The sequence below is a fragment of the Amycolatopsis sp. GA6-003 genome, from assembly GCF_046267895.1.
Lineage (GTDB): Bacteria > Actinomycetota > Actinomycetes > Mycobacteriales > Pseudonocardiaceae > Amycolatopsis.
The window spans coordinates 9213876-9228385 of the sequence record NZ_CP176499.1; the positions used below are offsets into that span (position 1 = coordinate 9213876).

General features: G+C 70.7%; 15 protein-coding genes. 9 read left to right on the forward strand and 6 right to left on the reverse strand.

Annotated features, from left to right (window positions below; genetic code table 11):
- Positions 1 to 37 precede the first annotated feature (37 nt).
- A complete protein-coding gene (locus tag F9C12_RS41600; RefSeq protein ID WP_409179790.1) occupies positions 38 to 1195 on the reverse strand; it encodes an NAD-dependent epimerase/dehydratase family protein in 1158 nt (385 codons plus the stop codon).
- A 187-nt stretch (positions 1196 to 1382) separates the two neighbouring features.
- On the opposite strand from F9C12_RS41600, the gene F9C12_RS41605 reads away from it, so the two are divergent.
- Positions 1383 to 1889: a GtrA family protein gene (locus F9C12_RS41605; RefSeq protein ID WP_409464118.1), complete on the forward strand. Its 507-nt coding sequence runs from the start codon at positions 1383 to 1385 to the stop codon at positions 1887 to 1889.
- Here the strand turns inward: F9C12_RS41605 and F9C12_RS41610 are convergent.
- Together F9C12_RS41610 and F9C12_RS41615 are read right to left on the reverse strand one after the other, a co-directional pair.
- Positions 1819 to 3993 (reverse strand): glycosyltransferase, encoded by a 2175-nt coding sequence (locus F9C12_RS41610; RefSeq protein ID WP_409464119.1) that lies wholly within the window; start codon positions 3991 to 3993, stop codon positions 1819 to 1821. The two genes, F9C12_RS41605 and F9C12_RS41610, sit on opposite strands and share 71 nt — an antisense overlap.
- A complete protein-coding gene (locus F9C12_RS41615; RefSeq protein WP_409464120.1) occupies positions 3990 to 4934 on the reverse strand; it encodes an NAD-dependent epimerase/dehydratase family protein in 945 nt (314 codons plus the stop codon). Before F9C12_RS41615 ends, F9C12_RS41610 begins: the two co-directional genes overlap by 4 nt.
- Positions 4935 to 5158: 224 nt before the next feature.
- Here F9C12_RS41615 and F9C12_RS41620 point away from each other — a divergent pair, with 224 nt between their 5' ends.
- The 3 genes from F9C12_RS41620 to F9C12_RS41630 are packed head-to-tail and all read left to right on the forward strand — an operon-like array spanning position 5159 to position 7297.
- Positions 5159 to 5602 carry an XRE family transcriptional regulator gene (locus F9C12_RS41620; RefSeq protein WP_409179794.1) on the forward strand — a complete coding sequence of 148 codons (444 nt, stop codon included), beginning with the start codon at positions 5159 to 5161 and terminating at the stop codon, positions 5600 to 5602.
- Positions 5599 to 6207: a hypothetical protein gene (locus F9C12_RS41625; RefSeq protein ID WP_409464121.1), complete on the forward strand. Its 609-nt coding sequence runs from the start codon at positions 5599 to 5601 to the stop codon at positions 6205 to 6207. Before F9C12_RS41620 ends, F9C12_RS41625 begins: the two co-directional genes overlap by 4 nt.
- A 7-nt stretch (positions 6208 to 6214) precedes the next feature.
- Entirely contained in the window at positions 6215 to 7297 is a 1083-nt protein-coding gene (locus F9C12_RS41630) for an MAB_1171c family putative transporter (protein ID WP_409464122.1), read from the forward strand.
- On the opposite strand, the gene F9C12_RS41635 is transcribed toward F9C12_RS41630, so the two are convergent.
- A complete protein-coding gene (locus F9C12_RS41635; RefSeq protein ID WP_409464123.1) occupies positions 7239 to 7760 on the reverse strand; it encodes a 2'-5' RNA ligase family protein in 522 nt (173 codons plus the stop codon). The two genes, F9C12_RS41630 and F9C12_RS41635, sit on opposite strands and share 59 nt — an antisense overlap.
- 173 nt (positions 7761 to 7933) lie before the next feature.
- Between F9C12_RS41635 and F9C12_RS41640 the strand changes: the two genes are divergently transcribed.
- From F9C12_RS41640 to F9C12_RS41655, 4 genes are all read left to right on the forward strand, one after another.
- A complete protein-coding gene (locus tag F9C12_RS41640; RefSeq protein WP_409179798.1) occupies positions 7934 to 8095 on the forward strand; it encodes a hypothetical protein in 162 nt (53 codons plus the stop codon).
- Between the two features lie 124 nt (positions 8096 to 8219).
- Entirely contained in the window at positions 8220 to 9020 is an 801-nt protein-coding gene (locus tag F9C12_RS41645; protein WP_409464124.1) for an alpha/beta fold hydrolase, read from the forward strand.
- 513 nt (positions 9021 to 9533) lie between these two features.
- On the forward strand, positions 9534 to 11060 hold the full coding sequence (locus F9C12_RS41650; RefSeq protein ID WP_409464125.1) for a CehA/McbA family metallohydrolase: 1527 nt from the start codon (positions 9534 to 9536) through the stop codon (positions 11058 to 11060).
- 94 nt (positions 11061 to 11154) lie between these two features.
- Positions 11155 to 11970, forward strand: a complete 816-nt coding sequence (locus tag F9C12_RS41655) for a hypothetical protein (protein WP_409179802.1) — start codon at positions 11155 to 11157, stop codon at positions 11968 to 11970.
- Positions 11971 to 12096: 126 nt separating this feature from the next.
- Here the strand turns inward: F9C12_RS41655 and F9C12_RS41660 are convergent, their stop codons facing one another.
- A complete protein-coding gene (locus tag F9C12_RS41660; RefSeq protein ID WP_409464126.1) occupies positions 12097 to 12804 on the reverse strand; it encodes a class I SAM-dependent methyltransferase in 708 nt (235 codons plus the stop codon).
- 56 nt (positions 12805 to 12860) lie between these two features.
- Positions 12861 to 13415: a trypsin-like serine peptidase gene (locus F9C12_RS41665; protein WP_409464127.1), complete on the reverse strand. Its 555-nt coding sequence runs from the start codon at positions 13413 to 13415 to the stop codon at positions 12861 to 12863.
- On the opposite strand from F9C12_RS41665, the gene F9C12_RS41670 reads away from it, so the two are divergent.
- Entirely contained in the window at positions 13399 to 13905 is a 507-nt protein-coding gene (locus F9C12_RS41670; RefSeq protein WP_409464128.1) for a hypothetical protein, read from the forward strand. The genes F9C12_RS41665 and F9C12_RS41670 overlap by 17 nt on opposite strands.
- The last annotated feature ends 605 nt before the right edge of the window (positions 13906 to 14510 follow it).

Genomic DNA, 14510 nt, shown 5'->3' on the forward strand with positions numbered 1-14510 from the left:
CGACAATTTTCGCGACGGAGGGGGAGAGCAGCGGAAATCAGGAGGTTTCGACGGCCCCGCGCCAGCGCACCGCCGGGCGCAGCCGTTCGTCGTTCACCCGGTGCTTGTTCGCGCCGACGATGTCGAACATCGACTCGATCAGCGTGTCCGACAGCAGATGCGGCTCCAGCCCGAGTTCGAGCAGCCCGGTGTGCTTGACGTTGTAGTAGTGCTCCGGCTGCTCCACCCGCGGGTTGTCGAGGTTCTCGATCTGCACCGGCCCGGGGAAGCGGTCCGCGACGACCTCGGCGATCCGGCGCACCGACATGCTCTCGGTCATCTGGTTGAACACCCGGAACTCGCCGCGCGCGGCCGGGTTCTCCACGGCCAGCCGGATGCACTCGACGGTGTCGCGGATGTCGATCAGCCCGCGCGTCTGCCCGCCTTTGCCGTACACCGTGAGCGGCTGGCCCAGCACGGCCTGGATGACGAACCGGTTGAGCACCGTGCCGAACACCGCGTCGTAGTCGAACCGCGTGGCCAGCCGCGGGTCGAGCGCGGTCTGCGGCGTCTGCTGGCCGTACACGACGCCCTGGTTGAGGTCGGTCGCGCGCAGGTCCCAGACCCGGCAGGCGAACTCGATGTTGTGCGAATCGTGCACCTTCGACAGGTGGTAGAACGAACCCGGTTTCTTCGGGTACAGCATCCGGTCGCGGCGGCCGTTGTGCTCGACCTCGAGCCAGCCTTCCTCGATGTCGATGTTCGGGGTGCCGTACTCGCCCATCGTGCCCAGTTTGACCAGGTGGATGTCCGGGTCGGTCTCGGCGATGGCGTACAGCAGGTTCAGGTTGCCGACCACGTTGTTGTGCTGCGTGTAGACCGCGTGCTCCCGGTCGATCATCGAATACGGCGCGGACCGCTGCTCGGCGAAATGCACGATCGCCGAAGGCCGGAATTCCCGTACCGCGGCGAACAGGAACTCCGCGTCGAGCAGGTCGCCTTCGTAGCGCGCGATGCGTTTTCCGGACACCTCGTGCCACGCGTCGGTGCGGGTGCTCAGGTCCTCGATCGGGACGAGGCTCTCGGCTCCGAGCTCGACGTCGTACTGCCGCCGCGCGAAGTTGTCCAGAACAGCCACTTCGTGGCCTTTGTCCGACAAGTGGAGCGCGGTGGGCCAGCCCAGGTAGCCGTCACCGCCGAGAACCAGCACTCGCATCCGGAGCACCCTTTCCTTTCGTCTTCGCGACAGGCACGGCCTTTCGGTCTGACACGGCGCCGGTGTCGCGGTGGCGGATCCGAACCTAATCGCCCGCCGCTGATCGGCGGCTGGCAGTCAGCTGTGAATCCGCTGTGGGCCGGGGGCCGCGCGGCGGAGCCGGCGGCCCGAGGGGAGACTGAGGACTATGACGACGGTAGCCAACCCGGCGAACCCCCGCACGGCGGAAGAATCGCCCAAGCCGCGCCGCCGCGGCCTGGTCCGGTTCGTCCGCGCGGCCGCCAGTTCGGTGGCCGCGACCCTGCTCAGCCAGGCCGCGCTGATCGCGGTGCTCGCCGCGGACGGGGCTCCCTGGCTGGCCGGCGCGTGCGCGTTCGCGGCCGGGGCGGTGCTGAACTTTTTCCTGACGCGGCGCTGGGTGTGGGGCCGCCGCGGCCGTCCCGAACCGGTCCGCGAACTGCTGCCCTACGTCGTCGTCATCTCGCTCGGCGGCCTCGCCTCGGTCGGCCTGACCACGCTCGCCGGGCATCTGCTCGCGCCGCTGCACCTGCCGCACTTCTGGTGGGTCGTGCTGCTCGACGCGGCGTACGTGCTCAGCTACGCGCTGGTGTTCGTCGCGAAGTTCACGATGCTCGACCGGTTCGTTTTCGGCCGCGGCGCAGCACGTACCCGCGCCACCACGTCCCTGTCATGACCCGCGCGTAGTTCGCGCCGTACACGAGGCTGCCGCCCTTTTTGCTCTTGCCCGCCTTGCGCAGCCGCATGCTCATCGGCCGTTCGAGCACGCGCGCACCTAGCGCGGTCGCGCCCAGCAACAGCTCCGACGACTGGTACTGCGGTTCGTTCAGCGGGATCGCGCACGCGAGTTCCGCGCGCAGCGAACGGAATCCGAACGACGTGTCGGTGATCCGCCGCCAGGTGAGCACCGACGCCAGCCACGCGAACACGCGCACGCCGACCCACCGCATCCGGCTGTCGGCCTCTTCGTGGCCCAACCGCCGGGAGCCGGTCACGAAGTCCGCGGTGCCGTCCAGCAGCGGCGCGAGAAGTTCGGCCATTTCGCTGTTGTCGTACTGACCGTCGCCGTCGGTGGTGACGATGTACTTCGCGCCGTTCTCCGCGGCAAGGTGATACCCGAGGCGCAGCGCGGTGCCCTGGCCGCGGTTAGTCGGCGCGACGCACACGTACGCGCCATGGTCTTCCGCGATGGCCGCAGTGTTGTCCGTGCCGCCGTCTACGACCACCAGGACGTCGACTGGCAGCCCGAGGCATTCGTCGGGCATTTTTTCCAGCACCTGGCCGATGCCGTCGGCTTCGTTGTACGCGGCGATCACCACGGTCAGTTCGGACAGCTTCGCGCCGGGATGCCGGCCGTGGAAGTCCGCGATCGCGCCTTCGTCGACAGCGTCCGGATAACTGCCGAGACGACGACGGCTCGCCACGGTGAGCGTGGTGAACCCGAGCGCCCCGGCGACCGGCAGCAGCACGAGCGCGGGAAGCTGGTAGCGCCAGGAAAACTCGAACACCGCGGACCCGAACAGCAGGAGCAACCCGGTGCTCGCAGCGAACAACGCACCGCTGCGCGCCGGATGCCGGGGTTTCTTGCGCCGCAGCACGGTCAGCAGGCCGAGCAGCGCGAAGAACCCGAGCACGGCGCCGGGCACGAATCCGCCGTTGAGCTGGTAGGCGCGCAGGAACGCCGCGATCGGCTCGTTCACCTGCGGGTCGGTGCCGTCGTACTGCTGCGTGACCGCCTTGACCGCGGCCGGTTCGGCGAACTCCGGGTAGGCCAGCTGGAACTGCCACCGGTCGATCGGCACGTCGGTGGGCGCGGTGGAGCGGGTGAACTGGAAGCTCTTGCCGAAGTCCCCGAGGATCGCCGTCGCGACGTCCCACCACTGCGCTTTCAGCGTGGTCACCGCGAATTCGTGCGCCAGCGCGCCCTTGTCCGCCCCCGGCGGCAGCGGGCCGGGCCACGCCGGGTCGAGGTCGGCGTGCGTGTAGTTGTCGACCATCCGGTTCTCGACCGGCTCGGCGGGACAGAACTGCCGGACGACCGGGTCGAGCTGGAGTCTCGCGCAGTCCGCGACCGCTGCGGTGCGGCCGTAGAGCATGCTGCCGGACGGTCCGCTCAAGCCCCAGTTCCCGGTCTCTGCCTTGACTTTCGCCGCGTACGGGACCAGCACGACGAGGATCGCGAGCAGCCCGGCGCCGGCGTCGCGCCAGCCGCGCCAGGAACGCCAAGCGCTGCCCGCGGCGAGCACGTACAGCAGGAACGGAGCGGCGACCGTGATGCCGATCAGCCGCACCAGCACGCCGAACCCGACCACCAGCCCGGCCAGCGCGATCCGCCGCCAGTTCGGTTTTCCCTTGGCCAGCACCAGCCACAGCAGCCCGAACAGCAGCGCTTCGAACAGCACCTCGGCCATGATGTTCTGCTCGATCTGCACCTGGTAGGCGTCGAGCAGCAGCGGCGCGGCGGCCAGCGCGCCCACCCAGCGGCGCGCGCCGAGCCGCCGGGCCAGCGCATAGCTTCCGACCGCGATCGCCAGCCCGCCCAGATGCTGCACGGCGGCGACGAACGACAGCCCGCCGACCGCGAGCAGCGGCTTCAGCAGCAGGTCGTAGCCGACCGGATTGATCCCGTCGGCGCGCAGGCCCCGCAGATTGTCCAGGTACCGGAAGGAATCGATGTACAGCAGCGCGGGCCGGTAGGCGATCCAGGACAGCACCCGCAGCGTGGTTCCCGCGGCGAGGAGCACCAGCAGGAACGCGTGGCGGCGGAGGAATCCGGTCACGGCGCCTCGGCCCGGTCCAGCCCGGAGAAGTACTTCCAGGCCGTGGCGAGCCCGTCGGCGAGGCTGATTTCCGGGCGGTAGCCGATGGTTTCCGCGCTCGCCGAGACGTCCACGACCACCGCGGGCATCTCGCCGGCCGGCGCGGGCACGTGTTCGACCGGCAGCTCGGCACCGGTCACCGCGCGCACGGTCTCGACCATTTCCAGCACCGACACCGAATGTCCGGCACCCACGATCGCACGGCCGGTGTAGCCGCTTTCGTAGGCGAGCGCGACCGCGCGCACGACGTCGTCTACATGCACAAGGTCGCGACGCTGCTCTCCGGTGCCGTACACCCGCACGCCTTCATTCTTCAACGCCGCGCGCATCATTCGCGGGACGAAGCTGTCTTTGTGCGACATGCCAGGCCCGTACACGTTGGTGAAGCGCAACGCGCACGTCGTGATCCCGTACGCGCCCGCGTAGCCCGACAGCAGCATCTCGCAGGCCGCTTTCGTGGCACCGTAGGGCGTAAGCGGCTTCGTGGGCAGGTCGACCGTGATGGTGTTAGTGCCGACATCGCCGATCACTGCGTTCGTGGAAGCGAGAATGAAACGCGGCACCTCGCGTACGCGGCACAGTTCGAGAAGTTCTTGTGTCACTGCGACGTTCTCCGCGTACGTGTCGCGCGGCAGCTCCACTGACTTCAGCACGGACGTCAGTGCGGCAAGGTGCACAATCCCGCCGACGCCGGCCTCGACAGCTGCTTCGCGCGTTTCGGCGTCGCGCAGATCTCCGACGACGACGCGCACTCCCTCGTCCGTCGTCTCGTAGCGCACGCGGTCCACGACAGTGACCGGATAACCGCGCTTACGAAACTCGCGCACGACAGCGCGGCCGATGAAGCCGCTTCCGCCGGTGACGACGACGGGTGTCCTTTCGGGACTGGGGCGGAGTGTCATGGCGCACAACCTACCTCCGCGGCCTGTGCGGCACTTGTGCGTCCCGCGCGCGGACGGGCGCGGGACCGCGTGCGGGCACCCCCAGCGACCGCACGCGGATCCCGGTGTTTAGTTTTCTAAACGATGCGCGGGGCGAGTGTAGCCGTAACGGGACAGTTGGTGTCAAGTTTTCGGGACGGTTATGCTGGACGCTGTTACGGAGACGGAACGGTGGTGGGGGCGGCATGGCCGAGCAGGGGCAGGAGCGCAGCTTCGCGGAACGGCTGGCGCACCTGATCGCGACCGTGCACCCGCCGGACCGCAAGCCCTACTCCTACCGCGAGATCGCCCAGGGCGTCGCGGACACGACCGGCGTCCGCATGTCGGCCACGCACGTCCAGCAGCTGGCCGTGGGCGCGCGGCGGGACCCGAAGCGGTCGCACATCCAGGCGCTCGCCCGGTTCTTCGGCGTTCCGGTCACCTACTTCTTCGACGACGAGGTCGCCGGCCGGGTGGACGAACAGGTCGCCGACGTCGTGGCCTGGCGCGACACCCAGGCCCGCGACCTGGCGCAGCGCGCGATGCGGCTGTCCGAGCGCGACCGGCAGACCGTTTCCGCCCTGATGGACCAGCTCGGCAGCTACGCCGAGGGCCGCGAGCGCACCCGGCGCGGGCGCAAGCCCGAGTGACCCGGGCGGCTATGCTGGCGACGGCCGGAGCGCCGGGGACCCCCTGGTGCGCCCGGCTGGTCCAGCCGCCGATCGCCTCGGGAGGGGACATCGACCCGACCGTGCGAGCGCGCGCCCGCGACCGGGTGCGCGACCTGCTGCGGCACGTGCCCGCCCCGCGGCCGTGGTCGATGAACGCGTGGATCGACCGGCTGGAACGCCACCGGGGCCGCGACATCGACCTGGTCGCGGTCGACTACGCGCCCGGCCAGCCCTCCGGCGCGTGGCAGCGGCACGACGACTTCGACCTGATCGCGTACGCGGCCGGCACGTCGCCGCTGCACCAGGACCACATCATCGCCCACGAAATCGCGCACTTGCTGTGCGAGCACCGCGGCGAATGCGTGCTCACCGACGCCGAAGCGGCGACGCTCGCGCCGGATCTCAGCGCGCACCTGCTGTCGCATCTGCTCACCCGCGTCACCACGAATGCCGACGAGTACGAAGCGGAGCTGTTCGCGGTGTTCTTGATGAGCGCCGCCACGGCGGACGACGCGCAGTTGCGGCCAGGCGCTTCCGGCCCGGCAGCGGATCGCGCGCGGCGCTTCGCGTCGCTGCTCGGGTAGTGCGCGAATGATCGACGTTCTTTTCTTCGGGGTCGGCCTGCTCGCTCTCGCCGTCGGGATCTGGCGCGCGGTGCGAGCGCGGCGGACCGGCGCGGGCGCGGGGCTCGCGATCAGCCTGATCGCGCTCGGCGTCGCGTTGTGCTTGCTCGCGGACAGCGCGCAGAAGATCGAGAGCCAGCTGTACCCGAGCCTGGGGCGGCTGCTGTCGAACCTCGCGACGATGGTGGCTGCGTACGGCATTGAAGTGACTGTCGCGGAGATCGGTGGCGTTGCGGAGCGTCGACGGCGCGCGCGGCTCGGGGCGTTGATTGTCGCGCTCGTCGTGCTCACTGCGTCGTTCTTCGCGACGCGCGGGCTGCCGACGGGCGTCGGGCTCTTCGACGAGCTGTACCGGTCGAATCCGACGCTGGTCGTCTACATCGCCGTCTACACGCTGTACCTCGGCTTGGCGGTGGCGGACATCGCCGTGGTGTCCGCCGGAGCGGTGCGCGCGGGCACTGGCGCGCTGCGCGCTGGGCTGGGCCTCATGCTCGCGGCCTGTGTGTTCGCATTCGCTTACCTCGTCGGCAAAATTGTCGATCTGATCAGTGATCTGACCGCCGAGCATCCGGTCGCGAAACTGTGCCGCGGCGCGTTTTCGACAGTTCGGTGCACGCTCGCGGTCGGGTTTCCGGCGATTTCGGTGCTGCTGATCGTGGTGGGGCTGACGGTGCCCGCGTTGCCCGCGCTGGGCCGGTCAGTGCGCGACGCGCGGACGCGGGCGGCGTTGCGGCCGCTGCGGCAGCACCTGGCTTCGCGGTATCCGGACATCGTCCGCCTTGACGACGCTTCGGGGACCGGCCGGGAGCGGCTGCTGACGATGATGAGCGAGATCAACGACGGACTGCTGCTGTCCGGCGTCGGTCCCGAATTGCCGCCGAGCGCGGCGGCGCGGATGGTGCGCAGCTCGGAGGCGGTGCCGGACGAGCCCGCGGCATCGCCGGCGCGGGCCCCGGAGACCGCGTTCGAGGCCGATGTGGCTCGGCTGCGGGCTATCGCGGAGGCGTTCCGAGCGGAGCCGACAGCCGGAGCTGCCAACCCTCCTCGGTGAGCACGACGAGGTGCAGCGTTTCCGCTCGAGCGGTGAGCGGCAGCGCGGCTCGGGCGCGTTCGGCGACCTCGGCGAGCTGGTCGTCAGTGCCCCCGAGGGCGATCGTCAGATGCGCTGGCGGGTGCGCCCCGAAGCGGCCGCCATACGGTGGCACGTCGGGCCAGTGATCGCACACGGCGTCGGCGAGGGGCTGCAGCGCGGGGGCGGCCGCGGCGACGAACCCGGGCGCGGTGACCAGATCGGTCAGCTGCGCTTCCGTCGCGGGGAAGCTGCCGGCGAGCTGACTGACCGCGGCGTCGGTCGCCTCGGTGAGCTGGTCGGCGGGCAGGAACGGGTACAGCGCCGTGACGTGCGGCGGAAGGCCGGGACGGACGAGTCCGGGGTCGACGGCCGCGGCGGTTTCGAGCAGGACGGCGGCGGAGGGGAGCGTGACGACGAGCGCGCTGGTTCCGGGCTTGGGCACGGCCCCGATCCTGCCGGACCGCCCGCGCGGACGCGCCGGAAGGGCCCCTCGCGCGCGGGAAAGGAAAGGCAACCCTTTCTTTTCCGGTTTCATCCGGGAATTCCGCGCACACCGAACCCTAAGTCTTCCCCAAGTCCGGAGCCGGCGATTCTTTCCGGTCCTACACTCGGTGGATGAAGATCGTCCTATGGACCGCATTGTGCGGATTGTGCGCCGTCGCCGGCCACGTGCTCCTGGGCGTCGTGGCAGGTTTCCTTCTGCTGGCTTGCGTTCCGCGCCGCCCCGCTCCGGGCCGGCCGGCGCCCGAACGGGAATTGATCAGCTCCCTCGGCTGACGTTCCGGGGAATTCTCCCGGAAATCGCCGCCCCCCGCGGCCGGCCGTCCTCCTCCCGGCGGCCGGAGTCCCGGAATTGTCGGTGCCGTGCGGTACAACGGTGGCCGGCGAACAGGGAGGAACGATGCATTACGTCGAACACGGTTCCGGCACGCCGGTGCTGGCCGTGCACGGCTGGACGCCGGACCACCGCCTGATGACCGGCTGTCTCGAGCCGGTCTTCGCGCGGCGGCCCGGATTCCGGCGGATCTACCCGGACCTGCCCGGGATGGGCGAATCGCCCGCCGGGTCCGCGCGCGGGTCGGACGACCTCGTCGCGGCGCTGGAGGACCTGGTGGACGACCTGATCGGCGACGAGCCGTTTCTGCTGGTCGGGGAGTCGTACGGCGGTTACCTGGCGCGGGGGCTGACCCGGGCGCGGCCGGCGCGGGTCGCCGGGCTCGCGCTGGTGTGCCCGGTCGCCCGCCCGGTGCCGGTGCTGGAGCGGGACGTGCCGGACCACGAGGTGCTGCGTGCCGACCCGGAGCTGATGGCGGGGCTCGATCCGGCGGAGGCGGCGGAGTACGGGGAGATGGCGGTGGTCCAGTCCGCGGAAACGCTGGCGCGCTTCCGGGCGGACGTCGCGCCGGGCCTGGCAGCCGCCGACCGGGCCGCGCTGCGGCGGATGCTGGCGGGCTGGCGCTTGTCGGTCGATCCGGAAAGCGGTCCGGTGTACCGGAAACCGGCGCTGATCGTGTGCGGGAGGCAGGACGCGTCCACCGGATTCGCGGAGCCGTACGGGTTGCTGGCGCACTATCCGCGGGCGAGCTACGCGGTGCTCGACCGGGCGGGGCACAACCTGCAGTTCGAGCAACCGGTGTTGTTCGAGGTGCTGCTGGAGGAATGGCTGGACCGCGTGATGGAGGGGAGTGGTGCGGCGGGGTGAGCGGCCGGTGTCGCGCGGTGGCCGGCGGGGCTGGCGTTGCCGGAGCGGTCCGAAGGCTTAGGGGATGGTCTTGCCGTTGCTCGGTTCGTTCCGGATTGCGCTGATCTCCGGAAGGGCTCGCGGTTAAGACCATCGAGGCGGGCGCTGGGTGCGGCCTGCTGTGCTGACGGTGCGGTTCTTCCGGCTGAGGTGAGCGCTTCTGGTGGCCCGGCGGTCGTCGTTGGCGGTGATGCCGTTGGGGTTGTTGTCGGGTGCGCGGCCTGCGACACCGCGGTTGTTTGGCGAGCGCGCGGCCCGCTAGTCGGGTGCCAGCCCAGGAATCGACGTGGCCGGTGGAGAGCGCGGATGAGCCCGGCGAGGCTGGCGGTGAAGGTGTCGTGTCCGGTCGCCCCGCGATGGGAGCGGCGTTCTCGGCGAGAGGAGGCGAGTCGCCGAGTGTTCACCGGAGCGTCGTTGAAGGGGGTGGTCCCGGCGGTTAGCGTCGGCGCGACTTCTTCGCCGCGGAGGTAGGCCATGTCCACTGGGGAACTCAACCGGCGCACCTTGTTCCGGGCCGGAAGCGTCGTCGCCGCTGGTGCGGCGATGACCATGCTGCCGGGCGTCTCGTTCGCGGCGCCCGCGCCCGGCTCCGGGCAGCAGACGAAGACCGTCGCCGGCACCTTCCGCCCGGACGTGCCGGACTGGTACTACCTCCCGGTCGACGTGCCGCGCGGGGTGAAGCAGATCGACGTGGTCTACTCCTACGACAAGCCGTCGGTGCCGGCCGGGACGCGCGGAAATGCTTGCGACATCGGGATGTTCGGCCCGGAGGGGCACGAACTGGGCACCCGCCGCGGGTTCCGCGGCTGGTCCGGCGGGTTCCGCGACCGGTTCTCGATCAGCGCCGCCGAGGCGACCCCCGGCTACCTCGCCGGGCCGATCACGCCCGGCCGCTGGCACGTGATCCTCGGCCCGTACACGGTCGCGCCGCAGGGGTTGAACTACCGCGTCGACATCACGCTGACCTTCGGCCGGGACACCTCGAAGCCGTTCCGGCCGAACCCGGCCCCGGAGACCGCGCCCGCGCGCGACCGCGGCCGGTCCTGGTACCGCGGCGACTCGCACCTGCACACCGTCCACTCCGACGGCAGGCGCACGCCCGAGCAGCTGGTGGCGGACGCGCGGGCGGCCGGTCTGGACTTCATCGTGTCCACCGACCACAACACGTCCAGCTCGCAGCTGGTGTGGGGCGACTACGCCACGGACGACCTGCTGATCCTGAACGGCGAGGAGGTCACCACGCGGTCCGGGCACTGGCCCGCGATCGGGCTCCCGGCCGGCACGTGGATCGACTGGCGCTACCGCGCTTCCGACCCGCGCGACTTCCGGCGGTTCGCCGACCAGGTGCACCGGGCGGGCGGCCTGGTCACCGCCGCGCACCCGTTCGCGAACTGCTTCGGCTGCACGTACGAATTCGCCTACGAGATCGCCGACCTCGTCGAGGTCTGGAACGGCCCGTGGAGCCCGGAGGACGAAGCGAGCGTCACGCACTGGGACGGCCTGCTGCGCGGCGGCCGGTGGATCCCGGCGATCGGCGATTCCGACGCGCACAACCCGGACCACACCGTGGCGCTCCCGCACACCGTCGTCCAGGCCGACCGGCTGGGCCGCGCCGAACTGCTCGCCGGGCTCAAAGCGGGCCGGTCGTGGCTCGCCGAATCGAAGGACGTGCAGCTGGACTTCTCCGTCTCCGGCGCGGGCCGCACCGCGGGCATCGGCGGACGGCTCGCCGCGGGCACCGGCGTGCCGGTCGAGGTGCGCGCGGTCGTTCGCGGAGTGCCGGGAACGACCGTGACGTTCCTCGACCAGCTCGGGCCGGAGCACAGCGAGACCGTCCCGGAGTCCGGCGCCGCGACCGTCACGTGGACGACGTACCCGCGCTACAGCCGCTGGGTCCGGGTCGAGGTGCGGCGCCCGTCGGGAGGCCCGAAGACGACGACGCCGAACGCCATGGTCGCCCTGTCGAACCCGATCTTCCTGGGCGCCGCCGACGCCGGCTGACCCGACCCGAGCGTCTCGCGGCCGGAACGCCCGGGCAGACTGTGCACTTGGAGTGGGCAGTGGGGAAGGGCGGGCACGGGTGCGCGGGTGTGGCGTGCGAGCGGCGATCCTTGCGGTCGTCGTGGCTCTCGCGGCCGTGGTGGTCGTAGTGGTCATGTTCTCGAGCAGCGACGAGGTGAAGACCCCGGGCTGCACTGTGGCGTTGCCGAAGGGACCGAACGACGCCTCCGCGCCGCAGTACACGCTGCAACCGGAACCCATGAACAACGCCGCGATCATCGCCGCCGTCGGGATCAAACAGGGCCTGCCCTCGCACGCGGTGACGGTCGCCCTCGCGACCGCCCTGCAGGAGTCGAAACTCCGCAACCTGAGCGGCGGCGACCGGGATTCGGTAGGCCTGTTCCAGCAGCGGCCGAGCCAAGGCTGGGGCACTCCCGCCCAGCTTCAGGACCCGGTCTACTCGGCGACGGAGTTCTACAAGAAACTCGCGAAACTCGACAACTGGCAGACGATCCCCATCACCGAAGCGGCGCAGGCGGTGCAACGCTCCGGCGCCCCCGACGCGTACGCCCAGTGGGAAGACGAAGCCACCGCGCTGACCGGCGCGCTGACCGGGCAGTACCCCGCGGCGCTGACCTGCCGCAACCTGACGCTGAACCCGCCGGCGAACCTGGTGACAGTCGCGAACGCCGAACTGGGCACCGCCCGCCTGAGCGGAGCACACCCGTCCGCGGAGGGCTGGCGAATCGCGAGCTGGCTGGTGGCGCGCGCGGCGAAACTGGGCGTGGACCGGGTGAGCTTCGCCGGCCAGACGTGGACGGCAGAGGCCGGGGCATGGGCCGCAGATGAGAAGGCGGGGCAGAATCTCTCGCTGCATCAGGCGCCGGTTGCGCCGCCTAGTTCCAGCTGACCGGATGGGCGCGCCGAGCCGGCACCGCGGGATTTCGGCGCCTTTTGGGGCAGTGCCTGGTCATTCGGCTTGAGACGCCCTGCGCGGGTCAAGTGCCTGCGGTCGCCGTGGCGAGAACTCGGCGCCTCAAATCGAAAGCAGCCAGTGTCTGGACGCCTTCCCGGTGAAGGGATTGCAGCGCGGGATCGTCGCCCGGGTCGAGAGCCGCGGCTTCCTCCCACGTCGCCCGTTCCGCCACTGTGAGCGTTCCCGAACCACGACATTTGTGAAACCTGAATCTCTGAGCCGGGTTTCGGTGCCGACCGCCCGGATTCGTGCCGGCACGCGTTCGTCCGCGTGATCGACGGCCTCCCAAGTCGTCAACGCGACGCGTCCGCCCGGACGGAGCACTCGTCGCATCTCCTCGAATGCTTCGGCTGTCGGCTGGAACTGAATCGCGTCGACGCACACGACCGCGTCCACCGATTCGTCCGGCAGTGCCGTGTCGGCGAACTCTCCCAGCCGGAACTCGGCGGCCCCGGTACCGAACCCCCGGGCCTGGTCGAGCGCGGCCGGTGCGAAGTCGATGCCGATCAGCCGCGCCCCGGTGCGGGAGGCGATCTCGAGGCCGTACCCGCCGCGTCCGCACGCCAGATCCAGCAACCGGTTTCCCGGATCGAGCCGCAGCGCCTCGGCAACTTCCGCGACGCCGTCCCAGGTGAGCAGGCTGCTCGACAGCAGTCGCGGCGGCAGCCCCAGATGCCGCTGGTGGATTTCGTCGCGGGCGGTGCTGCCGCGCATGGTCGAGTACCACTCGTCGAAATCCTCCGCCGACGTTCCTGATCCGGAACTCATCGCAGCCCTCCCGTTGCTCGAACCTTATGCGGAAGAGCGGAGTTTCGGGGTGCCGATCAGCTGATGGCGGAGCGGTAGAGCTGGGCGATGTCGTCGTCGAAGTAGGCGCTGTAGGAGACATCCGGGGTGGCGCCGCCGGTTTGGTAGCCGCCGATGGCTCCGATGACGGTGCCGGTTCCGGTGTTCGGGTTCTGGTCGACGACCCAGGGGCCGCCGCTGGTGCCGTCGGGGAAGCCGGGGCAGGCGACGCGTTGCTGGTAGGCGTCGGATTGGGTCGTGGTGCCGGTGCAGACGACTGGTTGTTCGGCGCCGTTGGGATAGCCGGTGAGGGTGATGGTGTGGGAGAAGCCTTGGTTGGTGCCCAGCTGGTTGGCTCCGGTGAGGCTTTCGAGGCTCGCGGAGCCGGGCTGGGCGACCTTGAGGAACGCGAAGTCGAGGTCCTGATCGGACGAGGACTTCCAGCCGTCCGCGAGGACCGCGGCGGTGACCTGCCAGGTGCCGAACGGGGCGATGCCGTCGTGGTAACCGGGTTTGAAGGTGACGCCGGAGACGTCGCCGCTGACGCAGTGCGCGGCGGTGAGGAGCAGGTCGCCGGTGGGGCTGTGCACCACGCTGGCCGAGCAGAAGTGGCTGCCGCCGGAGAACAGCGCGCCGACTGCCGGGCTGGCTTTGCCGGTCGCTGGGGTGCTGCTCGACGCTGGGGTGCTGCCGGTCGCCGGGGTGCTGCCGGTCGCTGGGGTGCTGCTGGACGCTGGGGTGCTGCCGGTCGCCGGGGTGCTGCTGGACGCGGTGCTCGTCGCCGTGCCGCGCGGGGTGCCGGGGCTGCTCGGCTGGCCGGTCGAGATGGTGACGTCAGCGGTGTCGACGACGGCGTTGGCGCCGCCGGTCGCGACGATCGCCGCCGCGGCGCAGACGACCAGCGCGCTCCGGGAAACGTTGACCTTCACGCTTCAAGATGACCATGCCGACGCCCGGCGGGCATCCCGTGCGGCCGGATGCACAGCAACCTCACAGCGCTCGCACATCGGCTCACAGCAGGGGATCCGGGCCGGTGCGGCTGCGATTTTCCACCCTCGCGGGGGTGGGTGGGCTGCGAAGTGAGGGCCTCCTCTCGGTGCGTTGGATCCGCCTCGGGCCGCCGGGGGTGACCGGCCAGCCTGGGGGACTGGCCGGTCATCTGCCTGCTGTGCGGGCAGCCCGGGGCGCCGCCGGGCGCGCGACTGGCCGGGCTGGGTGGGTGGTCGCGGTCGAATATGGGTTGGCGGGAGTGGTGTCTTGGGCGGGTCAGGTCGGGTGGTGTCTGAGTCGAGCTGGCGGTTGTCCGGGCGGTGGTGGGTGGTCGCGGTCGGCTGTGGGTTGGCGGTGTGTTGGGCGGGTTAGGTCGGGTGGTGTCTGAGCCGTGCTGGCGGTTGTCTGGTGGTGGCGGTCGGTCGTGGGGCTGGCTGGGGTGGTGGCACGCGCGGTTAGATCGCGCGATGCCCGGGACGAGCTGGTGATTGTCCGGGCGGTTGCGGTCGGCTGGGGGATTGGTTCGGGTTGTGGGGGCGGGCGGTCAGGCCGAGCGACGCCCGAGCCGAGGTGGCGGTTGGCCGCGCTGGCGGGCAAGGTGCTCGGCGGACGCGGCCGTCCCCGGACGGAGGCGGCGGGCGGCTGATCCGCCGGTGAAGCCGCCGGTCAGGTCGCCGGTGAAGCCGCCGGGCGAATCG